Raw genomic sequence first — 25,458 nt, forward strand, 5'->3', positions numbered from 1 at the left:
TATGGAAATTTTAAAATTTAATGGTATTTGTAAATATTTTGGCGATGTAAAGGCGCTAGATGACATTAGCTTTGGCGTGAAAAAGGGCGAGTGGGTGAGCATAATGGGGCCAAGCGGGAGTGGAAAAAGCACGCTTGTAAATATCCTTTCTTTGATGGATAGCCCCACAAAGGGCGAGTATTTGCTAGGCGGAGATGATGCTAGCTCGCTAAATGAAGCGCAAATTTTAGAATTTCGTCGCAAAAAAATCGGTCTAGTTTTTCAGCAATTCCACCTCATACCATACCTAAACGCCATTGAAAATGTCATGCTAAATCAATACTACCACTCCTGCGTCGATGAAAAAAGCGCAAAAATGGCGCTCGAAAGGGTCGGTTTAGCCCATAGGATAACGCACAGACCAAGCGAACTCAGTGGTGGCGAACAGCAGCGATTATGTATCGCGCGCGCCCTAATCAACGAGCCTGATATCATCATCGCCGATGAGCCTACGGGCAATCTAGACGAGGCGAACGAGGCTGTGATTTTGGAGCTTTTTAAGGGACTGCGCGCCGAAGGAAAGAGCCTCATACTCGTTACGCACAACGAAGAATTAGGCAAATACGCCGATAAAATCGTGCGTTTAAGGCACGGCAAATTAGATAAAATCGAGGTTTTAAATGAAATTTAAAATTTTAAAATTTGCGCTAGGGCTAGCGTGCGCTTTAATGCTTGGCGCATGCGATGGCGAAAAACGCCATTTAGCCCTAAATGGCGAGAGTATCGCGACGAAATTTGACCCTAAAACTCGCTCTTTTAGCGTGGGTGGAAACGACAAACCTGTGATTTTGTTTTTTTTCACGGCTTCGTGCGGAGCGTGCGGGGCGCAAACCCCTATCCTAAATGAAATCCACGCCTCGCAAAAAGCCCTTGTAATCGGCGTTTTAGGCGGTAGTGGCGAGCTAGAAACGGATCTGAAAACCGCGCGCGAAAAAGGGGTAAAATTCCCTACGCTTAGCGCACCAGCCTCTGTGAAATACCTATCAAATGTCGCTGGCGGGATATTTGGCACGCCAACCTCGCTGATATATGATAAAAACGGAAAAATGGTAAAAAAACTAATCGGTCTGTATCCGAAAAGTGCGTTTGAAAATGAAATTTAAAAATTTAGCCTAAATTCAGTAATTATTTAAATTTTTCCACTAGAATTAGTAACTTTTTTATTTAAGGATAAGAAAATGACAAACCGCATATTAATCGCGATTTTCGCCCTATTTAGCGCACTTTGCGCCGAGCCGTATAGCGCGTATTCAAACGACGCTATAATGAAAAAAAATCCTAATGGAGGTGCGAACCTCGACATCGCCAAACTCTACGAATACTCCGACGCGCTGTGCAAACACGCCTGCGAGTATCCGCTGAAATTTGACAGCGAGGACGAAGCCGAGCAAGGATACAACGACTCCGTGCTAATGGCGAGCGTTTTTGAATACATAAACAAAGAGATCATCACCGATAAAATCGACGCCAAAGACCGCACGCAATTCGATATGAAATTCGCCCAAATTTATGTATCCCAACACAATTTCGATGTGCTGGGTGCGAAGGAAAAAGCCGACGCGATTTATGAGAGAATACTAGCGCGCGATAGCCAAAACGCCGAGGTTTTAACGACTTATGGCGAGTTTTTGCTAAATTCCACTCGCACAGACAAGGCAAAAGAGATTTTATCTCGCGCCACCGAACTTGGCGCAAAACGCCCGTATTTGGCACTTGCGGCAATCGAGCTAATGAATCAAAACAACGCCAAAGGGATTGAGTATTTGGAGATTTACTGCGCCGAGTTTAAAGACGACGAAAAGGCCAAAACCACGCTCGAAGGCCTAAAATCAGGCGATATCATAATCGAAAAAATTGAGCGATAATTTTGGGCTAAATTTGCGAAATTTGGCGAATTTTAAAATTTGTCAAATTTGCAAATTTTAGCCAAATTTAGCCAAATTTCACGCGCTAAATTTTAGAATTTATCGCGCGTGCCACGCAAAGAGCGCTAGCAAAGGCAAAATGCAGATTATATCCTCCAAGCATTCCAGATGCGTCTATGCACTCGCCCGCAAAATACAGCCCGGGGATTTTTTTGCTTTCACAATCCGCGCCTAGCTCGTCCGTGCAAACGCCACCCGCGCTAATTTCGGCCTTTTCAAAGCCAAAAGTGCCAGCAGGGGCAAACTCGTAAGAGAAAATTCGCGCGATTTTTTCTAACTCACTTTCGCTATATTTTGAAAAAATTTTATCCTGCAAATTTTGCGAGCGCAAAAACTCCAAAACAAAGCGTTTTGGCAAAAACGGCAAACTCGAAAGCTGTTTTTTCCCGCCATTTAGGGCTTTTTCTAGGCTTTTCATATTGTGATTTGGGGCGAAATTTAGAGTAATTTTGCCACTTCTCCAAAACAGCGACGCATTTAAAATCGCAGGCCCGCTAATGCCTCTGTGTGTAAATAGCGCCTCCCCTGCGATCTCGCGCCCTGCGAGCTTTGCGCGCACGCCAAGGCTCACGCCACTTAGATTTTTGAACCAAAACTCGCTCTTTTGCACGCAAAGCCCCACGAGGGCTGGGCGAAATTTCTCGCACTTTATGCCAAAACTCACCGCAAAGCTTAGCGCGCTATCACTTGCGCCAAGAGCCCTAAAACTAGGCCCGCCAGTGGCGATTATGAGATTTTTGGCGCAAAATTTCTCGCCTTTGACGCTAAATAAATTAAAAATTTCGCCACTCTTTGAAATTTCGCAAATTTCGCAATTTGTGCGAATTTCGCAGGTTTTTTGTGCCATAGATAGTAGTTTTTGTAACACTGCGCGCGAGTGGTTTTTGCAAAAATACTGAGCGTTTTTTTCTAAGCCAAATTCCAAAGGCGCAAACACGCTCAAAAGCTCATCTACGCTTAGTCGGCGCAGTATTTGCGAGATAAAATTTTCATCTCCTAAATAATTTTTCGCACTCAAATTTGCATTTGTGATATTGCACCGCCCACCACCGCTGGCTAAGATTTTGCGCCCTGCTAAGGCGTTTTTCTCCACAATCAAAACGCTTTTTGCACGCAAATTTATCGCGCTAAAAAGCCCAGCCGCACCCGCGCCCACAATAATCACATCGTAAATCAAAATTTCTCCTATTTTTGGGCGCATTTTACTAAAATTTGCAAAATTGGGCAATAAATTTGGAGAATTTGTCTAAGCAAAATTTCAAAATTTCGCTAATATAAACCAAAAATTTCAAAGGGAAAAAATGATTTTAAAATCGATTTTTTGGTTTTTTGCTACGGTTTTGTTTTTAGGCGCGCTCGTGCTTTGCTTCGTGAAATTTCACCCTGTTTTTGGCGGAGTGCCAGATGAGATTTCTATGGCGAAAATCCGCGCCAGCAAGGCTTATAATGGCAAAACTTTCGAAAACGCCCAGCCTACGGTGCTAGCGACCAGCGATGAAATGCCAAGCATGCTAAGCTGGCTTTATGATATGATTTTTACCCCCGAGGGCAAAAACCCCTCCCGCGCGCTTCCTAGCGTGAAATTCGAGCCTAGCGCCCTCAAAAACGGCGATTTTGTCTGGTTTGGGCATTCGAGTGTGCTATTTCGCATAAATGATTTAAATGTCATCACCGACCCTGTATTTTACCGCGCCTCGCCCATTTTCGTGGGTGGTGCGCCATTTGCGTATGAGATAACGCCTAGGATTTCTGACCTGCCAGAGGGGCTATGCGTGATAATCAGCCACGATCACTACGATCACCTCGACATGCGCGCTATCAGGGAGATTGACGCCAAAGCAGAGCGCTATATCGTGCCTCTTGGCGTGCGCGCCCACCTGCTTCGCTGGGGCGTAAATGACGCGAAAATTACGGAACTGGATTTAGAAGAGAGCGCAAGCGTAAATGGTGTGAGCTTCACGCTCGAACGCGCTAGACATTTTAGCGGTAGATTTCACAGAAATACCACGCTGTGGGGCTCGTATGCGATTATCGCCGATGAGGCTAGGATTTTTTACGGAGGCGATAGCGGAGATGGCGAGCATTTCGCGCAAATCGCGCAAAAATACGGACACTTTGATATCGCCATGCTAGAAAACGGCGCCTACAACCGCGCCTGGGCGCAGATCCACTCCATGCCAGAGCAAAGCGCGAAAAACGCCAGCGTGCTTGGTGCGCGCGTGCTTTTGCCGATACACTGGGCGAAATTTGATTTGGCGTATCATAAATGGAGCGAGCCTATGGAGCGTTTGGTGCGCGCTAGTAAGGAAGCTGGGGCGAAATACACTATCACAACGCCACTTGTGGGGGAGGTTTTCAACCTGTCAAATTTACCACAAAACAGATGGTGGGAAGGCGTGAAGTAGCTGGGTTTTGGGGTTAGTGCTGATTTTGTTAGCGTTTTTTGCGTATTTTAAAAAGGATAATTCACAGAAATTGTAAATTTGAGTAAAAACCGTAGGGTGGGCATCCTTGCCCACCCTACGATACTTATTTTTTTAGATATTTACTAATATCTCTCCACTCATTTTTTCGTTTTTCTTTGTTTCTATTATTAGCACCACTTGAACTATTTATTGGAATAACTTTTTTATTATCTACATTAATTTGTTTTTCTTTGATAGCCTTTTTAAATTCATCATTTGTTCTTTTTTTACCATTTAGGACAATTATATCAGCCTTTTTGACTAAATCATACAATTTTTTATTATATACTATGCTTTCGGGAATTATTCCACCGTCGCTTGAATTTGTCGTATTCTCGCAACTTTCTATAATATCAGAAATACCAATACCAAATTCTTTTAACTTATCAATAATATCCTTTTTTATGCCATTTCTATTTTGAGAATTTTTTATATATTCGTCTCTTTTGGAAGCAAAAAAGTTATCTGTAAGGCATATTTCATCGATTAAGTCCCAAAATTTATTTCTTTTATCCATATAGTAAAAATCATAGTCCATTGAAGTTTTTCCAACGCAAGTTCCTAAAAACAACACTTTTCCAAAAATAGGTTCAAAGCCCTTTAATATAATTGTCATATTTTTATCTCCAATAAATTAAAATTTATGTCATTGTAACGAAAAAAAACGCAAGGTAAAAGTGCCAAAATTCACAAAACTTTATAAAATCCGTCTTTTAGAGTGATTTTTCCTAAATTTAGCAAATTTGCTAAATTTGCCTTTGAGAGTTCGCTAAATTTAGCTTCTATATCGCTTAGGCTTTGGGGACGGCGAACTAGCATAGAGAGAATTTCATCTTCGCTAAAATCGAGCTTTTCGCTATCGTATTTTGGTTTTGCGACTATATTTACGCTTTGATTTTTCAAAAATTTGCTTAAAAATTCTAGCCTCTCAAAGCTTACCGGCTTAGCATTTTTAAACGCAGGCGGACGATCAATCGTGCCTAAATCAATGCGAGCGGGATTTATTTTTTCAAGCACCGAATTTAGAGCTTCAAATTCGCTGACAGTATCATTTAGCCCAGATACAACAAGAATTTCTATGACTAATTTGCCCTTGAATTCGGCACTAAATTTAATCAAATTTGAGATAATTTCGTCCAAATTTACACTATCATGCGGATTATCGATTTTTTTAAAAGTTTCACTAACCACGCTATCAAGGGAAAATTTGCAAATATCGCATTTCAAAAATGCTTCGTAATTTTGCGAAATTCTGCTTGAATTTGATAAAACTAGCAGCTTTTGGGGCAGTTTTAAAGCCTTAATTTCGCTTACAAGTTCGCCAAATTTAGGGTGAAGGCTAGGTTCGCCATTAGCCGTAAGCGTGATGACTTGGGTATTTTTAAATTTATCTAGCGCAGTTTTAAGCTCATCAAGCACGGGCGAAATATCGCAAATCTCGCTCATCTGCGAAATAGGCTTTTTGGCTTTTAATTCGCAATATGCGCAGTTGAAGTTGCATTGCTTCGAATTTGGACTTAAATCAATCCCAAGGCTCTGCCCAAAACGGCGAGAACTCACAGGACCGAAAATATATTTCATTATCTTGCGCTCATTTCATGCACTAAATTTATGAAATATTTCGCATTTTCCACAGGAATATCAGGCAAAATTCCATGCCCCAAATTAAAAATGTGCGGGCGATTTTTCATAACTTCCAAAATCTGCGAAACGCCCTGTTTTATGGCATTTTTATCATAAAGGCGGGTTGGCTCCATATTTCCTTGAAGCGTGTATTTCTCGCCAAGCTTCTGCGCAGCTAACTCTATCGGAGTGCTCCAATCCACGCCAAAAACATCGAAATTTCCGCTAATCTTATCCAAATATCCGCTAATGCCCTTTGGAAAGACAATAATCGGCACTTGCGGGAATTTCGCCTTTAAATAGTCGCAAATTTCTAAAATATACTTCCAGCTAAACTCGAAAAACGCGCTTTCTTCTAATGCACTCGCCCAGCTATCAAAAATCTGCACGGCATTTACGCCATTTTTGATTTGATTTTCAAGGTAAAGTTTGGTCGTCTCCGTAACGGCGCGTAAAATCTCGTGCAAAAGTTCAGGGTTAGAATACGCCATTTTTTTGCAAATCGCATAAGTCTTTGTCGTGCCGCCTTCGATCATATATGTCGCCACCGTCCAAGGCGAACCGCAAAAGCCAATCAGCGCCTTATCATCGCTCAAATTCTGCCTAGTTAGCGCAACCGTATCATAGACATATTGCAGATTTTTCACGGCTTTTTCGGGATTTAAAGCCTTTAAATCTTCCAAATTTTTCAATGGATTTTTAAATTTTGGTCCCTCACCTGCGACAAATTCCAAATCAAGCCCCATTTCAAGCGGAACAACCAAAATATCGCTAAATAAAATCGCCGCATCGACGCCTAAAATCTCCACAGGCTGGATTGTAACCTCACTAGCCTTGCGAAAATCTTTGCAAAGCTCCAAAAACCCGCCCACGCTTTTTCGCACTGCCATGTATTCTGGCAGATAACGCCCTGCTTGTCGCATCATCCACACAGGCGTATAAGGTGTCGGTTTTTTCAAACATGCGTCGATAAAAATCATCATTGCTCCTTAAATAGGCTAAATTTAGTGAAATTTGCAAAATTTAAAATGGGCGCAACGAATTTGCGCCCATAAATTTATTTGTTTTCTTGAAGTTCAATCCAATCAAGCGCGATTCTAACGGCATTTGTAGCCGCTCCGACGCGGATTTGATCGGCACTGCACCAAAGGTGCAAGATTTTATCATCATAGATATCACGGCGGATTCTACCTACGAAAGTTTCGTTCGTATCGGTAGCGACGATTGGCATAGGGTATTTTTTCTCGCTTGGATCATCGCAAAGCACGACACTTTTTGCGTTTGCTAAAATTTCGCGCACCTTTTCAAGCGTGAAATCTTGTTTGAATTTAATCGTAATCGCCTCGCTGTGGCTTCTCATGACAGGCACACGCACGCAAGTGGCGGCTACTGGAAAGTTTTTGTGCAAGATTTTTTGTGTTTCATTTACCATTTTTAGCTCTTCTTTGGTAAAGCCGTTTTCGTTAAAAACATCGATATGAGGGATTACATTCATTGCGATTTGGTGAGCGAAAACCTTTGGCTCGCACTCATCAAGCTTAAAGGCAAAAAATGCTTGGAGCTGTTCGACTAGCTCGCTCATACCCTCTTTACCTGCGCCACTTGTGGCTTGGTATGTGCTCACATCTACGCGCTCGATATCAAAAGCGTCGTTTAGTGGTTTTAGGATTTGCACCATTTGGATAGTTGAGCAGTTTGGATTGGCAATAATGCCAGTTTGTTCCCATAGCTCGATATCGCCAGGATTGCACTCAGGCACCACGAGAGGGACATCATCTTGCATTCTAAAATGGCTTGTATTATCGATTACCACTGCGCCACTAGCCGCTGCAAGCGGTGCGAAATGCGCCGAAATACTTCCACCTGCGCTAAAAAACGCGATATCAATCTCGTTTTCTTCAAATGTAGTCTCAGTAAGCTCTTTTACCACATACTCTTTGCCCTCAAATTCTACGACCTCGCCAGCCGAGCGTGCGCTAGCTAGCGGCAAAATATCTGCTACTGGGAAATTTAACTCAGACAAAACTCTAAGTATCTCTTCGCCAACAGCGCCTGTTGCGCCAACGATTGCGATGTTATATCTATTCATCACCCTCTCCTTGTATGATTTGATTTTCGCTATTTTCTAAATTTAGGCTCTCGCCACCATTTTCTTCGCCCACTTCGCCCTCATCATCGCTTTCTGCTTTCGGGCAAGTAGCAATGCTAACCACATCATCGCCCTCGACATTTACGACGATTACGCCACTTGTGTTGCGTCCGGCCTTGCGTATGCTTTGGATATCTGTGCGAATCATCTTGCCACTTGTGGTTAGCGCCATGAGATCCATTTCCTCATCGACCATTACTACGCCTACCAAATCGCCGGTGCGGTTTGTGAGCTTCATGCAGATTACGCCCTTGCCGCCGCGGTTTGTGAGGCGATATTCGCTAGCTGTGGTGCGTTTGCCAATACCTTTTTGGCTCACGCTTAAAATTTCTAAATTATCATTTAAAATAAATGTCGCCCCGATTACCTCATCGCTAGCTTCTTTAAATTTAAGCCCTCTCACGCCTCTGGCTACGCGTCCCATTTGGCGAACCTTGCCGAGTTTAAATTTAACGCACATACCCTTTTTGGTAGCGATGAAAATCATATTTTCGTTGATTTCGCTACTGTTTTCATCTAAAATTTCGCTCTCAACTTCTTCGATTTCTTGCGAAATTTCTAAATTTTGTCCATTTTCATCATCGCTCTCAATCGGTGCGCTCTCGCCTGCCTCATTTGGCACGATTAGCGCGGTTACTAGCGCGTCATCATCGTCTAGGCTGATAGCCCTTACGCCAAGTGAGCGAATATTCGAAAACGCGCTTAAATTTGTGCGTTTTACAATACCATTTTTGGTGAAAAATACGAGCGATTTAGTATCAGAAAAATCAGTAGTCGGGATTATCGCCATAATCTTTTCATCGCCAACAAGCTTGATTAAATTTACAATCGCCTTGCCTTTGGCTGTGCGTGAGCCCTCTGGGATTTTATAGACTTTGAGCCAGTAAAGCTGTCCGCGATCAGTCACAAACATAAGCGTATCGTGGGTGTTGCTAGTGAAGAAATTTTCTATGAAATCATCGTCGTATGTCGTCACTGCTACCCTGCCCTTGCCACCTCTTTTTTGCTTCTCGTAAGTCTTGCTTGGCACGCGTTTTATATATCCGCGGTGCGTGATAGTTACGACCATATTTTCGTTTGGTATAAGGTCCTCGATATCGATATCATCGTAGTCATCGACGATTTCTGTAATGCGCGGGCATTTAAATTTGTCTTTGATTTCTAAGAGCTCATCTTTGATAATTTGCTCGATTAAATTTTCGGATTTTAGGATATTTTCAAGGCGTGAAATTTCAACCAAAAGCTCTTTTAGCTCATTTTCGATTTTTTCGCGCTCCAAGCCAGTTAGCTTGCTTAGCCTCATATCCAAAATCGCGTTTGATTGAAGCTCGCTTAGGCCAAATTTAGCCATTAAATTTTCCCTAGCTATCGCAGTATCGGCTGAATTTCTAATGATTTCGATCACTTCGTCGATATTATCAAGCGCGATTTTAAGGCCCTCTAAAATATGCGCCCTAGCGCGTGCCTTTTGAAGCTCGAAAATCGTGCGTCTAATGACGACGGTTTTTCTGTGATTTAAGAAAAGTTTAAGTAGCTCGATTAGTGAGAATACCTTTGGCTCTTTGCCATCAATTGCGAGCATAATTACGCCAAAAGTGCCCTCCATAGTGGTTTGTTTGAAAAGATTATTTAGCACGATATCGCTCATAGCGTCGCGTTTAAGCTCGATTACAACTCTAATTCCCTCGAAATCGCTCTCATCGCGCACTTCGCTAATACCATCGATTTGTTTATCTTTGACCAAATCCGCGATTTGCTCGATAAGGCGGGCTTTGTTTGTCTGATATGGAAGCTCGTCGATGACGATGACATCTTTGTTGGCCTTTTTTTCGATATGCGTTTTGGCCCTGAGTTTGACCCTGCCACGCCCAGTGCGATAAGCATCAATTATGCCTTTTTTACCAAAAATAAGTCCGCCAGTTGGGAAATCTGGACCTTTGATGTATTGCATGACCTCTTCAAGGCTAGCGTTTTTATTGTCGATTAAAAGCAAAAGCCCATCTACAAGCTCATCAAGGCTGTGTGGCGGGATATTTGTCGCCATACCCACAGCAATTCCGCTCGATCCGTTCAAAAGCAAATTTGGCACGCGCGCAGGAAGCACATCAGGCTCACTTAGGCTCTCATCGTAGTTTGGTATGAAATCAACCGTCTCTTTGTCTAAATCTTTCAAAAGCTCTTCGGCTAGTGGCGTCATTCTAGCCTCTGTATAACGCATAGCAGCCGCGCCATCTCCGTCAATCGAGCCGAAGTTTCCCTGACCATCGACGGTTGGAATTCGCATAGAAAAGCTTTGTGCCATACGCACTAGCGCATCATACACCGCTATATCGCCGTGCGGGTGGTATTTACCGATGACATCGCCCACAATACGCGCTGATTTTTTATATGGTTGGCGAGAGCTAACTCCAAGGTCGTTCATAGCGTATAAAATTCGCCTATGCACAGGCTTCAAGCCGTCTCTAGCATCAGGTAAAGCTCGCCCTATGATAACGCTCATCGAATAGTCTAAATAGCTTGTTTTTATTGATTCTTCAACATCTATGTCTATGATTTCTTGTGTGTCAAAAATACTTTCTTGCATATCTTTCCTTATTGCAAATTTAAACTTTTGATTTTAGCAAAAAAACCTTTTGAGTAACCTAAAATTCGCGTAAATTTGCTTAAATTTGTGCATTTGCCAAAACTATGCCAAAAACCACTCTAAATCCAGCCTTTTTTAAAACCTCCCTAGCCTCCAACATACTAAGCCCGGTTGTAATGATATCATCGACTAAAATCACGGGAAATTTTGGCTCTTTTGTAATTTTATAATCGCGCCTGTGTTTTAGGCGAAATTCCAAAGACTGACCTGCATATTTGACCTTGTTTTGGGCTTTAATCACGCCATAAGTTGGCGTTATTTCGCGCGATTTTAGCGCACGAGCAAGCACGGCAGTATGCGAAAAACCTGAGCTGATATCATCATCTAGCGGGATGGCTTGAAATTTGAAATTTGGGATTTCTTGCGTCAAATTTGGCAAATTCTCATCTAAAAAAGCCTTAAATTCATTTGGAAATTTCGCTAGACTAAATTTAGCCAAGCGCGATAAAACCGCACTTCCGTGCAAATGGTGCTTGGAGAGGATTAAATTTTTGACCTCCGAGTATCCGTAATAATAAAATACCACGAAATCCTCCACCACACGCGCGTTTAGACGGTTTTGCGAGAGGGTGCGCGCACAAGAGGCGCAAAAAAGGCGCAGGGAAAATGCGCCACAATTAATGCAACGCATTTAAATTTCAAAGCGAAGAGACGATTTGATCGGCTGATTTTTTGATGATATCTCTTAGTATACTTTCGACGAAAGGCTCCATTGTGCGGGCATTGCGAAGGGCTGCAAACTCGCTTTGATCTTGGGCTACGCGTTTTGTGATTGTCCTAGTGCCATTTACGATAGTGATGAAAACTTCGGCTTTTGCGCTCATATTTTGTTTAGAATACCCCTCGATTGCAGCATTTAGGGTTTTGATATCCACGCTTATGTTAGCCCCACCTGCGCCTATGGCTACGCCACGCGCGCCAAGCTCGGTTTTAAGGGCGTTTTCGAACCACGAACTCAAATCTGTTTTAAGCAAAACCTCGTCGATTAAATTTCCGCTATTATCGTTGATTGTGCCGATGATTAGGCTGTTTTGACGAGAGTCTTTGATATTTAGCTCGCCAGCGCTTTTAGTTTTTGCAACTGGCGCAACACCAGAAATATATGGACTAAGCCCCAAAACAGGCGTATTGCTCGAACACCCTGCGATTAAAAGTGCAAAGATTGCGACAAAAATTGATTTCATTTTGATCCTTTTTTGAAAAATTTGGCGTAATATAGCGATAAATTTTAAATTTATAGTTTTTTTTGTATCATTAAAGGTTTTAAATCAAGGAGAAATTTTGCAAGCACTCGCACTAAAATACAGACCCAAAAACTTCGACGCCCTAATCGGACAAAACGCAATCGCAAGCTCCCTAGCGCACGCACTCGACGGCGCAAGACTAGGACATGCGTATCTTTTTAGCGGACTTAGAGGCTCTGGCAAGACCTCGACCGCGCGTATTTTCGCCAAAGCCCTGCTTTGCGATCACGGACCCACTTCGAAGCCTTGCGAGAGTTGCGATAACTGCATAATGGCAAACGAGGGTCGCCATATAGATATCATCGAAATGGACGCCGCAAGCCACCGCAAAATCGACGATATCAGGGAGCTAATCGAGCAGACCAAATACTCCCCAGCTAGTGCGAGATTTAAAATTTTTATCATAGACGAGGTTCATATGCTTACCAAAGAGGCTTCAAACGCCCTTTTAAAGACGCTTGAAGAACCGCCTGCGTATGTGAAATTTATCCTAGCTACCACAGACCCGCTCAAACTACCAGCGACCGTGCTTTCGCGCACGCAACACTTCCGCTTCAAACCAATCGCCCAACTAGCGATTATTTCGCACCTTGAAGCAATTTTGCAAAACGAGGGTATTTCTTACGAAAACGGCGCGCTCAAAATCCTAGCTAGAAGCGGTTCTGGCTCGCTCAGAGATACTCTCACGCTTTTAGATCAAGCTATAATTTATAGCGAAGAAAATGTCACGCAAACCGCAGTAGCCGATATGCTAGGGCTCCTAGATCCCGCCAAAATCAATGAAATTTTAGAAATCGTTTTGCGCCAAGACCGCGTGGGCGCTATCGAAATCGTCAAAGAGATCGAAAACTACAACGCCGAGACCATAATCGACGAGATGATTGCAAATTTAAAAGAGAAATTTTTGCGAAATGATACCAAATTTAGCATGCTAATTTATGAGCGATTTTTCCGAATTTTAGCCGGCGCAAAAAGCATGCTAGGCGTGAGTTCGGATAATACTTACTCGCTTTTGATGATGATATTTTTGATGATGGAAGCTGTAAATTTGCAAGAAATCGACGAGTTAATCGAAATTTCAAAATCCATTGGTGATAGCGGTGCAAGCGGGGCAAATTTGGGCTCTGCGCCAAATTTTGCTACGCCAAAAAGCGCGCAGGCAAATGCAAATTTCAGCGCACCACGAAATGCGCCAAATTTAACGCAAAATTCAGCGCAAAATCTAGCCCCTGCGCAAAACAGCACTAGCCAAAAACTAAATGATTTAGAGCAAAAAGTAGCGCAAAAAACAGGCGCAGATACGCTAAATGCGAATTCGGCGTATGATAAATTTCTCTCAAATTTATACGATAGAAGCTACGAGCTGGGCGAGAAATTTGATAATTGCATTGAATTTGTCAAATTTGAAAACTCCACTTTGTATCTGATTTCGCGCGCCAAAAACGAGGACAAAGAGTATTTGCGCGCCGCGTCAAGGGCGATAAATAGCGTTTTGAAAATGACTTTTGGCGAAAATGCTAAAATTTCAATCACCCAAAATGCCCCACTTCGCGAGGCGGAGCCAAAGCCAAATTTAACAACCCCGCCAAAGGATTTACCCAAGCTAAATTTGCTAAATCAGACAAATTTGAGCAATTACGAAATCAGCACCGAAGTAGCCAAGCCTGATATGCAAAAAACCAGAAACGAGCTTGCCAAGCTTGCAAGCGAAGCTGTAAGCAAGGAAGAAATTTTAAAAACCGAGCTTGCAAATCTTTTTGGCGAACCGAGTAAAATCGTAGAAAATTAGCTTAAATTTATCAGCTTTGGTGTAAAATTAGGGTTCATCTTATCACAAAGGCAAAATATGCGTGGCTATAAAATCGTATCAGGAAGTGCCAATCCTGACTTCGCAAAAAAAATCTCAAAATACCTATCCCTGCCACTTAGCGAGTGTTCTATCAAGACATTTAGCGACGGCGAGATTAGCGTGCAAATCGGCGAAAGTGTGCGCGGTAAGGATGTTTTCGTCATACAACCGACCTGCGCTCCGGCTAACTCAAATTTAATGGAGCTTTTAATCCTAAGCGACGCGCTAAAAAGATCAAGTGCTAGATCAATCACAGCCGTGGTGCCGTATTTCGGATACGCTAGACAAGACCGCAAGGCAGCCCCAAGAGTGCCAATCAGCGCCAAACTCGTCGCAAATATGATGCAAACAGCGGGCATTGACCGCGTAGTTACGATGGATTTACACGCTGGACAAATTCAGGGATTTTTCGATATTCCAGTAGATAATCTATATGGATCTTTGGCGTTTTTGGACTATTTCAAAAACAAAAATTTAAAAAACCCTATCATCGCTAGCCCAGATGTCGGCGGTGTGGCGCGCGCAAGATCCTTTGCTAAAAAGTTAAATTTGGATATGGTTATTGTAGATAAAAGACGCGAAGAAGCCAACAAAAGCGAAGTTATGAATATCATCGGCGATGTAAATGGCAAAGATGTGATTTTGATCGACGATATGATTGATACAGCCGGCACTATCGTCAAAGCCGCCGCTGCGTTTAAAGAAAGGGGCGCGACTAGCGTTATGGCGTTTTGCACGCATGCAGTGCTAAGCGGTCCTGCTTATGAGAGACTAAATGAAGGTGCGCTAGATGAGTTAATCGTCACAGATACGATTCCGTTGCGCCAAGAGTGCGATAAAATCAAAGTCATCTCGGTAACATCGCTATTTGGCGAGGTTATCCGTCGCGTATATCACGACGAGAGCGTAAATAGCCTTTTTGGTTAAAAATTTATACTAAAATTCTTCAAATTTACCCACATTTGCCGTGAAATTTAAATTTTATTTTAAAATTTCACGGTAAAATTACTCCTAATATATTTTTAAAAAAAACTAAAATTTCATTTATAGGAGTATATAATGAAAAAGTTTTTACTTTTATCACTTGGCTGTGCATGTGCATTTGGTGCCTCTTTGCAAGAAATTCAATCAAGCAAAAAGGTTAAAATAGGCGTCAGAGAAAATCTGCCTCCATTTAGCTCGCAAGCAAACGGCGAGAGTGAGGGGTTTGAGGTATCTTTGGCCAAAGAAATCGGCACAAAGCTAGTAGGAAGCGACGGCTCAATCGACTTAGTAGTCATCGAGGCAAAAGACAGACTTCCTATGCTTAAAAACGGCGATTTAGACCTAGTGGTCGGCAACTTTTCTGCCACACCAGCGCGCGCTAAGGAAGTGGATTTTTCAGTGCCATACCTAGCGGATGTGCAAGTCGTAGTCACCAGAAAAGCTGACGGAGTTACAAAACTATCTGATTTAAAGGGCAAAAAAATTATAGTCCAAAAGGGCACCACAAGCGATGATTGGCTCAAAACAAATGCACAAAAATATAGTTTTGATGTTTCTTACTGCGAACATGGCGTAGAGTGCGCGGAAAAAATGCTATCAAACGAAGTCGATGGCTACATGCACACAAATATCACAGCCGCCGCAGTTGTGATGAATAATCCTAGCTTAGAAACTGGCGTCAAAAGCGTAGGCGAGATAGATTATATCTGTGTGGGCGCGCAAAAAGGCAACGCAGAGCTTATAAATTTCGTAAATAACGCGATTATTGAGCTAACAAAGGCGGAGTTTTTCCAACACGCATACACCGATACTTTCGAGAAATTTTACAAAGGCAGTATTGATAAAAAATACCTTCTCATAGACGATTTCCTTAGCAATTTTTAAGCTAAATTCTACTTTATAAGCCCAAATTTGGGCTTATAAATTTCTCTGATTTGTCATTGCAAGGCGCGGTAACGCCGAAGCAACTACGAGTAAAGATAACCAAAACGCAAATTTCGTTACTAAATTTTAAATAAAATTTTGAAATTCTTGCAATCATAGGCTACGCAAAATAAGTTGATAGAAACTTTTAGCTAAAATTTCTACAAATTTATCAAATTTATATACATTATTATGAAATTTAAATTACATTTTAAAAAATCACAGTAAAATCACTTTTGATATTATTAAAAATTTTTATTAGGATTACACAATGAAAAAATTGCTACTTTTATCGCTTAGTTATGCCTGTGCATTTTGTGCTTCATTGCAAGAAATTCAATCAAGCAAAAAGGTTAAAATCGGTGTGCGAGAAAACCTACCTCCATTTAGCTCGCAGGTAAATGGGCAGAGCGAGGGATTTGAGGTATCTTTAGCCAAAGAAATCGGCACAAAACTAGTCGGAAGCGACGGCACTATTGATTTAATCCTCATCAAAAGTGCAAAAGACAGACTTCCTATGCTTAAAAACGGCGATTTAGACCTTGTTATTAGCACATTTACCGCTACGCCCTCTCGCGCCAAAGAGGTGAATTTTTCGGTGCCTTACCTAGCAGAGGTGCAAGTCGTAGTCACTAGAAAGGCTGAGGGAGTTACCAAGCTATCTGAATTAAAAGGCAAAAATATCGTAATCCAAAAAGACACCACAAGCGACGACTGGCTCAAAACAAATGGAAGCAAATATGATTTTAATATCTCATACTGCGAGAGTTTATCTGACTGCGCCGATAAGCTTGTCTCTGGCCAAGCAGACGGCTATATGCAGACAAACCTTACAGTTGCCCCGATTGTGATGAGCAACCCTAACCTAGAAATCGGCGTCAAAAGCATAGGCCAGATTGATTATATCTGCATAGGCGCACAAAAGGAAAACGACGAGCTTATCGCATTTGTAAATAATGCAATCATCGAGCTAACTCAGGCAGAGTTTTTCCAGAACGCATATACTGATACTTTGGAGAAATTTTACAAAGGCAGTATCGATAAAAATACCTTCTCATAGATGATTTACTCAGCCATTTTTAGGCTAAATTCTACTTTATAAGCCCAAATTTGGGCTTATAAATTTTACTTATGTCATTTATAAAACAGCTTCTCGCAGTGACAGATTAGGCAAATTTCGCAAAATTTCTGCGACAAAAATCACACACGAAATCCGGGGCAGTATTCCCCAAAGAGCCAAATTTTAATCAATCTTCAAAACGCTTAAAAACGCCTCACTAGGCAAATTCACCTTGCCGATAGCCTTCATGCGCTTTTTGCCCTCTTTTTGCTTTTCGAGCAACTTGCGCTTGCGCGTGATATCGCCACCGTAGCACTTGGCGGTTACATTTTTGCCCATGGCGCGGACATTTTCGCGGGCGATGATTTTATTTCCGATACTCGCTTGGATTGCGACTTCAAAAAGCTGACGCGGGACGATTTCCTTCATCGCCTTTACCAGATCCCTGCCCTTAGACTGCGCCTTTTCTACCGGCACGATGATAGAGAGCGCATCGACAGCCTCGCCAGCGACGCGAATATCGAGTTTGACCAAATTTCCACGCCTATAATCGCTTGGCTCGTAATCGAAACTCGCATAGCCTTTGGTGCATGATTTGAGCTTGTCATAAAAATCCATAATAATCTCATTTGTCGGCACATCGTATTCGAGCAAAACACGCTCTGGCGTGATATAGTCCATTTTGGTCTGCACGCCACGGCGAGAATTTAAAAGCGTGATTAAATTCCCCAAAAATTCACTCGGCGTAATGATTGTAGCGCGCACATAAGGCTCTTCGATATGATCTATATAGTTTGGCTCAGGCAGTTCGCTAGGGCTGTGGATTCGCTTGATAGAGCCGTCTGTGAGATAGACCTCATAAGTAACGGTCGGCGCAGTAGCGATTAGATCGAGGTTAAACTCGCGCTCCAAACGCTCTTTGACAACCTCCATGTGAAGCAAGCCCAAAAACCCCACACGAAAGCCAAATCCAAGCGCAAGCGAGGTCTCTGGCTCGTAGCTAAGCGAGCTATCATTTAGGCTGAGCTTATCTAGCGCGTCGCGCAGCTCTTCGAATTTATCGGTTTCTACGGGGTAAATTCCAGCAAACACAAAAGGCTTTGCCTTTTCAAAGCCACCGATTGGCTGGGAGGCTTGGTTGCGATAGAGCGTAATCGTATCGCCGACTTGCACATCGCTGACATTTTTTAGCCCCATTACTACGATACCGACCTCGCCGCTTCGCACGGTGTTTGTTTTAATCGGCGCAAGAGGGTTTGGATACATGAGCCCTAACACCTCGTGGCGACCGCCAGTGCCCATGACATAGACCTCATCGCCATTTTTGACCACTCCGTCATAAATGCGCACAAGGGCGAGTGCGCCAAGATAGTTATCAAACCAGCTATCATAAATAAGCGCTTTCAATGGCTTGTTTTCATCGGTTTTAGGGGCTGGGATTTTCGTGATAATCGCCTCTAATAGCTCTTTTATGCCCTGCCCTGTTTTTGCGCTTACTTCGATTGCCTCTGAACAATCAAGTCCGATTATATGCTCGATCTCGTCCTTGACGCGCGCAGGATCTGCTGATGGAAGGTCGATTTTGTTTAGCACAGGGATAATTTCTAGGTTGTGTTCGAGTGCGATATAGACATTTGCGATAGTTTGAGCCTGCACGCCCTGGCTGGCATCGACGACGAGTATCGCGCCCTCACAGCTAGCCAGACTTCTGCTCACTTCGTAGCTAAAATCCACATGGCCTGGGGTGTCGATGAGATTTAGGACATATTTTTCGCCACCAAGCTCGTATTCTAGGCGCACGGATTGGGCCTTGATAGTGATACCACGCTCTTTTTCGATATCCATAGTATCCATGATTTGCGAGCTCATTTGACGATCTTCGACCGCCTTACACTCGCTGATTAGTCTGTCTGCAAGGGTGCTTTTGCCGTGGTCTATGTGGGCAATAATGCTGAAATTTCGTATATTTTTCAAATGTCTTCCTAATTTAAATTTTACTATTTTTTTAAATTTGATTAAATTTAAAAAAGCCTAGCACCAAGGCTAGGCTTTAAATTTTACTGGTGTGAAAGTTACCAACTGATACGCCTATTGCGGTAGGTTCTTCCCGCACTTTCATTTGTGCCACCAGTTGAAGCACTTGCATCGCTTTCTCCTACAAAGTTACCGACATCATCTGCCTTACCTTTGATAGTACCTTCACCCATCCAAGAACCAGCAGGATTAAATCTCACCTCAATAGGATTATAATATTGAGGCACACCAGAAGCTGCATAAGAAGAAGCGTAATCATTTCTTCCTACTGCATCTTCCTCATACACCCTAGTTCTATCATGTGCAGGGGTATGGATAAGCCAAGGATTTGTAAGTATCCTGATAGTAGAAGCTGCGCGATTTCCAGAATTTATAGTGATAGTTTGAACTCCATTTGCAAAACCAACACCATCATTTGGATCAGCCGCCGTAGCCACGGGTACACCAGCATTAGTAGATTTATATCTAGAAACAAATCTATTGGCAATATTTGCACCTGTTGCGCGAGTATTTATAACCCAACCATTACTTTTATTAGTATTAATGAGCACATTAGGATTAAGGATTCCAAAAACATTTGCCGCAGGGACAAGATATTCTAAACCAGTTCTTGGTGCAGGCATAGCAAAACAATCATTTAAATTAGTTTTACCACAATATAAATACTCATTGATATCAATTGAGATTGGTGCGCCAGTTACACCTTCATATACATTTTCACCATCGCTTACATCGTAAGATTTACCATAGACAAAATATGCATATGTTCCGATATTGTCAGCGAAATTTGTATATGGTGTTCCATCGCTATACGCTGCATCATTAAGACTATTTATATTATTTATAACAGTTGCTTTATCTGCACCTTTTGCAATCCTTGTTATGTATTGATCAAAGTTCTCATTGAATAATTCAACCCCTGAACCCATTTCCACTTTTGAGTTTGAAATTTCAGACGCTGTATAAGGAATAATTTTCAAATCTTTATCAAATTTCGCCGGTTGAATTTTTCCGTTTCCTCCATCAAGAGCCACACGAGAAAAACCAAAATCACTAGCATAGATTAAAACTGGCAAACTAGGATTTTTCTGCATTCTGTCAAAGTTAAAATAAATAGTTGCATTTGGAGTTTTACCCTCTTTAAATCCACGAGCCATCAAGGCAAAATTTGCTATTTTAGGATTCATTTGGCTATCTGTATCTAGTCTGTGGATAAATCCACTATTCAAACTCGCATCGGTATAATAACTAATAGCTTGGTTTAAAGGTATAGGAAGCTGCCATTGATCAACACCACTAGTCATCTCTTCCCTAACACCGCCGGCAGTCATTTCTTTAACATTATACTTATAACATCTACTATCATAATTTGCACTAGCAACGCACTCGCCGGTAGTAAGGAAGGAGGTTCCGCGAGGGATTTGAAATGACATTGTTTTTAAATCAGGGTATGGTTGATAATCTCGTTGGGTTGTAATATTACTAGCAACAACACCAGTTGCACAACGACCGTCGTTAGCACCAGTGGCACTAGCACAATCGTAACCAAATGTCACATCCACATCCATATCACTTGCAAATCCACAAACTTGTTGTGAAGTACCATTAGAATTTGTCGCCATTCTTCCATCATACAATGTAGCTACTATATCCTTATAAACGCTATCATCTAAATAAGCAACAGCATTAAATTTCAACATAGCTAATTGATCTAGCTGATTTGTTACCGCTTTATTATTGGCTGGATTAACATAATTTGTGCCATCTCCAAGCACATCAATAAACAAATTATTCTCTATATCCACGGAGTTAAAATATGTAAAAGCAGCAACTGAGGCGCCTGTTACTGTTACATTGTTGTCAAAACTAGTAACAAGTGTAGCATTTGCATCATATCCGGCAACAGTTCCAGTGCCTGTAACCCAAGATAGACCGTATGTTCCATTATCCAAGCTAGTCATAGAAATTCCAATTTTTTTTGGTTGATATCTAAGCACTAGTCCCAATGCTTTTTCTGCGTCTTTATCGCTAGCTTGTTTTATACCGACGTCGCAACCAATTCTACCCCTATCATCATGGACATTGCTGGTAGAGTTGATTACACATTTTGTTCCCCAATACTTATCTTGCATATCCTGGCTCTTAGGTGCAGGTTGTTCCCTAGAATCAAAGGTTTGATCTGCATAATCATCTGTCCATGAGTTGTCATAGATATTCACCATTACATCGCCGACATTATAGTAGTTAAAAATTTCGCCCTTTGGATTATCTTTATTTTTATCGGCATACAATGTCGAAGTATATAAAGCAGCTGGGCGTTTATCTTTTTTATTTGCCTCCAAAAGACCTTGTGCTCTAAGTTCATTTGCATTATATCTTTTGAGTTTGGCTGCACCATCTGTAACATTGATATTTTTCACACTAAAATCAGCTATCATACTTATGGCGTCTTTATCCCAAACCCTATCATATTTTGCATCAAAATCCTTGCCATTTATTAAACAGTTTTCGATTTTAGTAACTTTACCAAATTCTGCATCTTTATTGCCTTTTGAGAGTTTAGATATAGCATTGCTATCCAACTCATATTTACCTTCGCCATATTTATATACTAATCCAGCATAAGGCACAGGCACATTTGCACAAGTTCCAACTGTCGATTTAAGTCCGTCTTGATCTGCCAATTCCTTTTCTATATAATAAGATTGTCCAGATATATTTTCACGGCAAGCACCAGAAATAAATGGTTTTAGATAAGTCGCAGTTTCTCTATATGCCAAATACGCAGTATCTTTATCTACATCCAAAGAAGCATTTGTATAACTATCTCTTTGGCTAAATCTAAGTTTGCTTAAATCTCCACCTAAAATACCATAATAGTTTGGCACAGAATTGCCTTTATAGCTCTTTGCATAAAATACTTTGCTTAGCACATCAATATTTGACTTATAGTCGCCACCTACACGCAAATCATTGCTATTTCTTTCATCTAATTTCTCGGTAATATCACCGTTAGCAGCAGGATTTACCAATTTTGCATATTTATCAGTAGCACCCATATCTGCTTCAAAATACGCAGGTCTGACTACGAAGTTATCACTATCACAAATATGGAAAGAGCCGTCAGCTGACATCTCTGTTCCAAAATACGACTGAGCGGTTTCGATCTCAGATAAAATCTTAGCCAAATCCGCATTAAAGGCTTCTCTTTCATCTTTAAATTCATCATTGCCCGATGTATCATTTAACCATGCAACCTCTAATTCGTGTTTTTTAGACACTTCTAGCTCGATTTTATATCTACTTACCCCATATCGTTCAAGTAGATTAGTTACAGATTGTGGCAAATCCATTTTTTTGTTTATATATTTTTCATATAAACGCTCTGTTTGCAATCTGATATAATACTGTGTTACATTTTCGATAGCGACAAACTCGCCACTAGTAGCATTATAATCATACAAAACAGTACCATTAATGTCAAGAGCTAAATTTTCCAAATTTATCGGTCTAGTCGCAACGAAATTTTCTAGTCCTCTTGGATAGTAACTAAACATAAATGTTACGCCCTTAAAGGCGTCTTCTATCTCCACCTCATCGATAGGAACGATTAGTTTCTCATCTGTTTGTTTCTCTTGGAATTTCGTATTGTGATCGACTCCTCGCACACCGTTGAATTTAAACGGAAGCTTTGTTTTGTTATCGATATAGTAGCAACTACCCTTATCGCTAGCTCTAATTGCAGATAAGAAAATCGGACCTTCTAGGTCAAATTTTTTCAAGCTACCATCAGCATTAGGATAGTCGATTCCCATTCTACCATTTGGCAACTCTTTTGTATTTATAGGTACGCAATGTTCGCCTACACGATGAAAAATATTACTAAACGCATCGCACAAATCTACGCGAGAATTCTTTTTATTCCAATCAGAGCAATCGCCTGTTTTATCATCCAAATTCTCAGTAGGGCATGGGAACAAATCATTAATATCAGGTCTAAATACCATATTTACCTTAAACGGCAACTCTGCTACTTGGGTATATAATCTGTCATCTTGTTTATTTGTCTTATCTGTATCTTTTAAATCTTCAAAATTTTGATTTACGATTTTAAGACCATTTAAAAACGCAATTTCTACATCTTGGGGTTTTTCACCCTCACACATCGAAAGCTCAGCCTCTGGCAGAGTAATAAGCTCTGTCGAATTAGCAAGTCTCATTTTATAAGTAGCTCTATAACTCATAGGATTATACAGATAGGTGTTGCCGACAGTAGCGTTAAACTCGATATATGCAGACTCCCCGATATTTAGCCTACCGCCTCCATTAGGGTTATCACTTCCACTAGATCCAGCATTGCTTCCTAGATAAAATCTCGGAGTATTATTTACAAGCTTCATCAAAGTCTTGCCATTATAGCTAGCTATCGGGTTTGTATTATTGGCTCTATCTTTTTGAGTAGAGTATGCACCAGGTAGATTATCGGCGATATATACATACTCTACTTCATTTATTTTCTCAGATTCTCGTATATTTTTATCCACACCAGATGAATTTGGTTGGTAGGTATTATAAGCACCTTTGTTTAGCTGGACTTCTAGATCATACGCATCTTCGCCGTTGGCGTCATAGTTGCGGATCTCTGTTCGATAATACAGCGTCTCACCAGCTACTACGCGTTGCACGGTAGGGATATTGCTATCTGGGGTAGTTTTTTTCTCACCAGTCGCCAAATCATAAAATCCCATCCAACCGCTCGTATCATAAAATCTCTGAACATAGCATAGTTTAGGGACATACATATCGATTGAAACACCCATAAACGAAACCATAGAACGGTTTGTAGTTCCGCCAGGGTTTGGAGCGGCTACTATTCTTACCGCCATTTTATTTTGTTCCTTTCGAAGCCTATCTGAAATATCAAATTCATCTAAGTCAAAACCTTGATGATAACCACTTGCGCCATTAAGCACATATTTTCCATCGCTATTTACTGTCAGCCAAGTCTTTGAACCATTAAAGAAATTTGGGCTATTATAGGTGTTGGTATCTAGCCTAGTGACATTTTCCATATTTTCTGCGATAAAAATACCCTCACCTTGGTTTGGACTTAAACCACCATTTGCGCCCAAGGCTCCCATTATCAGTTTGCCTTTGATATCACCACTTTTTGGAGTAAAAAATCCAGTCAAAGCATAACTAGCTGTAATATTTTTATTTCCAGAAGTATCTGGTTCTAGCGATGTTAGACCATCATATAAAGTAATATTTTTTGGTTTAAAATATGTATCCAAGTATTTTTTTGCATCATCTCTATTGCTAGCACCTACCTTACTGGGATCAGCAAGAAGTTTTTGTTGCGATCTCATACTCTTATCATATACTACCACTAGTTGCCAGCCACCAAATGGAAGAAGCTTAGCAGGCACATTCAACCAGCCGCCATCTAAATTCCCTGCCATAGCAGCATTGGCTGGTCTATATACTTGGTTACTTGTGCTTGAATTTTGTATTCTTGGGTTTGCAGAACTTGCATTAATGTTACCGACTGCTACATTTATAGTCTCATCATAATCTGTAAAATTTGCCTTAATTTTATCAGTGATATCAGCAGAGCAGTTATACATCATGGCATATCTTTGATTATTACCATCTAAACCACCCCTAGATGAATTATAGGCAAAGTATCCATTACAAATTTCTCTACTAACATCATAAGTAGAACCAGCAATCTTCACCTTTACATCTTGATAGCCTTTAATCTCATCTATTTTAAGAACCTTTGGAAGTCTTTTACAATTGACTCCCCTTTTTTTAGCCTCCGCCACATCGTCAGCATCACAGTTCTCAGGACCATAAGAGTCATTTAACTTTTCGTTATTGTTATACAAATGACCATACCAATAAAGTCTCGCAAATACAATATCGTCTTTCGTCACACCTTTTGGAAGCTTAACCGTATCAGCAGCACTATTCTTGGTCCCGCTTATGCCACCATCGGTGATATAACCAGCCTTCCAATTACCGTCAGTCTCACCAAGAGTACCAGTTCCATTAAGTGGCATAGGGTTAATGATAGGCTTACCAGCTGTTACCATATCACCATATACATAGGTGCCACTTCCACCAAATCTCTCTTTAAGCGCACTACTTTGATCATAAATATTTATAAAATCCACATCGCTAAAATTTACTAATTGTTTCTTTCCGTTTTCATCATACCACTTATTTTGCGAACCATTTGGATTTGTCGGGGCAAGACCTCCCCATAGATTAGTCCCCGTCGCCGTTCCACCGTATGTAATATCTCCTAAATGAGCCCCACGAGAATCAGAGGGAATCTCGCCGCTATTTGGAATCTCATTTGCTCTTTCGAAAGCTGGTACTATCTTGATATGATGAGTATCGTCATAATCCGCATACGCATCATCATCTGCGAACGCGCCAACGCTAACTCCAAACAAAATCAACATAGCAGATAACGCCCTACTAAATACCTTTTCTTTTTTCATAATATG

Annotated in this window: 18 protein-coding genes; 8 read left to right on the plus strand and 10 right to left on the minus strand. The window is 41.3% G+C overall.

What is annotated here, in order from left to right; translation table 11 throughout:
- The first annotated feature begins 1 nt into the window (after nucleotide 1).
- The 3 genes from OFN73_RS02590 to OFN73_RS02600 all read left to right on the plus strand — a co-directional run bounded on the left by OFN73_RS02590 (nucleotide 2) and on the right by OFN73_RS02600 (nucleotide 1,904).
- Complete coding sequence (locus OFN73_RS02590; RefSeq protein ID WP_270862107.1) at nucleotides 2-670, plus strand: ABC transporter ATP-binding protein; 669 nt, start codon at nucleotides 2-4, stop codon at nucleotides 668-670.
- Entirely contained in the window at nucleotides 660-1,142 is a 483-nt protein-coding gene (locus OFN73_RS02595) for a TlpA family protein disulfide reductase (protein ID WP_270862108.1), read from the plus strand. Before OFN73_RS02590 ends, OFN73_RS02595 begins: the two co-directional genes overlap by 11 nt.
- Before the next feature lie 75 nt (nucleotides 1,143-1,217).
- Nucleotides 1,218-1,904, plus strand: coding sequence for a tetratricopeptide repeat protein (locus OFN73_RS02600; protein ID WP_270862109.1), 687 nt, complete (start codon nucleotides 1,218-1,220; stop codon nucleotides 1,902-1,904).
- 85 nt (nucleotides 1,905-1,989) lie between these two features.
- On the opposite strand, the gene OFN73_RS02605 is transcribed toward OFN73_RS02600, so the two are convergent.
- Entirely contained in the window at nucleotides 1,990-3,141 is a 1,152-nt protein-coding gene (locus tag OFN73_RS02605) for an NAD(P)/FAD-dependent oxidoreductase (RefSeq protein WP_270862110.1), read from the minus strand.
- A gap of 124 nt (nucleotides 3,142-3,265) precedes the next feature.
- On the opposite strand from OFN73_RS02605, the gene OFN73_RS02610 reads away from it, so the two are divergent.
- Nucleotides 3,266-4,369 (plus strand): MBL fold metallo-hydrolase, encoded by a 1,104-nt coding sequence (locus tag OFN73_RS02610; protein WP_270862111.1) that lies wholly within the window; start codon nucleotides 3,266-3,268, stop codon nucleotides 4,367-4,369.
- A 124-nt stretch (nucleotides 4,370-4,493) separates the two neighbouring features.
- Here the strand turns inward: OFN73_RS02610 and OFN73_RS02615 are convergent, their stop codons facing one another.
- The 7 genes from OFN73_RS02615 to OFN73_RS02645 form a co-directional block, all read right to left on the minus strand.
- A complete protein-coding gene (locus tag OFN73_RS02615; protein ID WP_270862112.1) occupies nucleotides 4,494-5,045 on the minus strand; it encodes a hypothetical protein in 552 nt (183 codons plus the stop codon).
- Nucleotides 5,046-5,116: 71 nt separating this feature from the next.
- The gene (locus OFN73_RS02620) at nucleotides 5,117-6,010 is read right to left on the minus strand and encodes a radical SAM protein (protein WP_270862113.1); all 894 of its coding nucleotides are present in this window, start codon (nucleotides 6,008-6,010) and stop codon (nucleotides 5,117-5,119) included.
- Nucleotides 6,010-7,032 (minus strand): uroporphyrinogen decarboxylase, encoded by a 1,023-nt coding sequence (gene hemE, locus OFN73_RS02625; RefSeq protein ID WP_270862233.1) that lies wholly within the window; start codon nucleotides 7,030-7,032, stop codon nucleotides 6,010-6,012. The genes OFN73_RS02620 and hemE overlap by 1 nt, the downstream gene beginning before the upstream one ends.
- A gap of 77 nt (nucleotides 7,033-7,109) precedes the next feature.
- Nucleotides 7,110-8,141, minus strand: a complete 1,032-nt coding sequence (locus OFN73_RS02630; RefSeq protein WP_270862114.1) for an aspartate-semialdehyde dehydrogenase — start codon at nucleotides 8,139-8,141, stop codon at nucleotides 7,110-7,112.
- Complete coding sequence (gene gyrA, locus OFN73_RS02635) at nucleotides 8,134-10,785, minus strand: DNA gyrase subunit A (RefSeq protein ID WP_270862115.1); 2,652 nt, start codon at nucleotides 10,783-10,785, stop codon at nucleotides 8,134-8,136. The genes OFN73_RS02630 and gyrA overlap by 8 nt, the downstream gene beginning before the upstream one ends.
- 79 nt (nucleotides 10,786-10,864) lie before the next feature.
- Entirely contained in the window at nucleotides 10,865-11,476 is a 612-nt protein-coding gene (locus OFN73_RS02640; RefSeq protein ID WP_270862116.1) for a ComF family protein, read from the minus strand.
- A 7-nt stretch (nucleotides 11,477-11,483) separates the two neighbouring features.
- Nucleotides 11,484-12,029, minus strand: a complete 546-nt coding sequence (locus tag OFN73_RS02645) for a YajG family lipoprotein (RefSeq protein ID WP_270862117.1) — start codon at nucleotides 12,027-12,029, stop codon at nucleotides 11,484-11,486.
- Between the two features lie 94 nt (nucleotides 12,030-12,123).
- Here OFN73_RS02645 and OFN73_RS02650 point away from each other — a divergent pair, with 94 nt between their 5' ends.
- The 4 genes from OFN73_RS02650 (at nucleotide 12,124) to OFN73_RS02665 (ending at nucleotide 16,906) form a co-directional block, all read left to right on the plus strand.
- Nucleotides 12,124-13,878: a DNA polymerase III subunit gamma/tau gene (locus OFN73_RS02650; protein ID WP_270862234.1), complete on the plus strand. Its 1,755-nt coding sequence runs from the start codon at nucleotides 12,124-12,126 to the stop codon at nucleotides 13,876-13,878.
- 57 nt (nucleotides 13,879-13,935) lie between these two features.
- On the plus strand, nucleotides 13,936-14,865 hold the full coding sequence (locus OFN73_RS02655) for a ribose-phosphate pyrophosphokinase (RefSeq protein WP_270859651.1): 930 nt from the start codon (nucleotides 13,936-13,938) through the stop codon (nucleotides 14,863-14,865).
- A 132-nt stretch (nucleotides 14,866-14,997) separates the two neighbouring features.
- Complete coding sequence (locus OFN73_RS02660; RefSeq protein ID WP_270862118.1) at nucleotides 14,998-15,807, plus strand: transporter substrate-binding domain-containing protein; 810 nt, start codon at nucleotides 14,998-15,000, stop codon at nucleotides 15,805-15,807.
- Nucleotides 15,808-16,117: 310 nt separating this feature from the next.
- Nucleotides 16,118-16,906, plus strand: coding sequence for a transporter substrate-binding domain-containing protein (locus OFN73_RS02665; protein ID WP_270862119.1), 789 nt, complete (start codon nucleotides 16,118-16,120; stop codon nucleotides 16,904-16,906).
- Between the two features lie 183 nt (nucleotides 16,907-17,089).
- Here OFN73_RS02665 and lepA read toward each other — a convergent pair whose 3' ends face one another.
- On the minus strand, nucleotides 17,090-18,880 hold the full coding sequence (lepA, locus tag OFN73_RS02670; protein WP_270862120.1) for a translation elongation factor 4: 1,791 nt from the start codon (nucleotides 18,878-18,880) through the stop codon (nucleotides 17,090-17,092).
- A gap of 98 nt (nucleotides 18,881-18,978) precedes the next feature.
- The gene (locus OFN73_RS02675; protein WP_270862121.1) at nucleotides 18,979-25,452 is read right to left on the minus strand and encodes a hypothetical protein; all 6,474 of its coding nucleotides are present in this window, start codon (nucleotides 25,450-25,452) and stop codon (nucleotides 18,979-18,981) included.
- Nucleotides 25,453-25,458 lie beyond the last annotated feature (6 nt).

The sequence above is a fragment of the Campylobacter sp. JMF_14 EL1 genome (genome assembly GCF_027737585.1).
Taxonomy (GTDB): domain Bacteria; phylum Campylobacterota; class Campylobacteria; order Campylobacterales; family Campylobacteraceae; genus Campylobacter_B.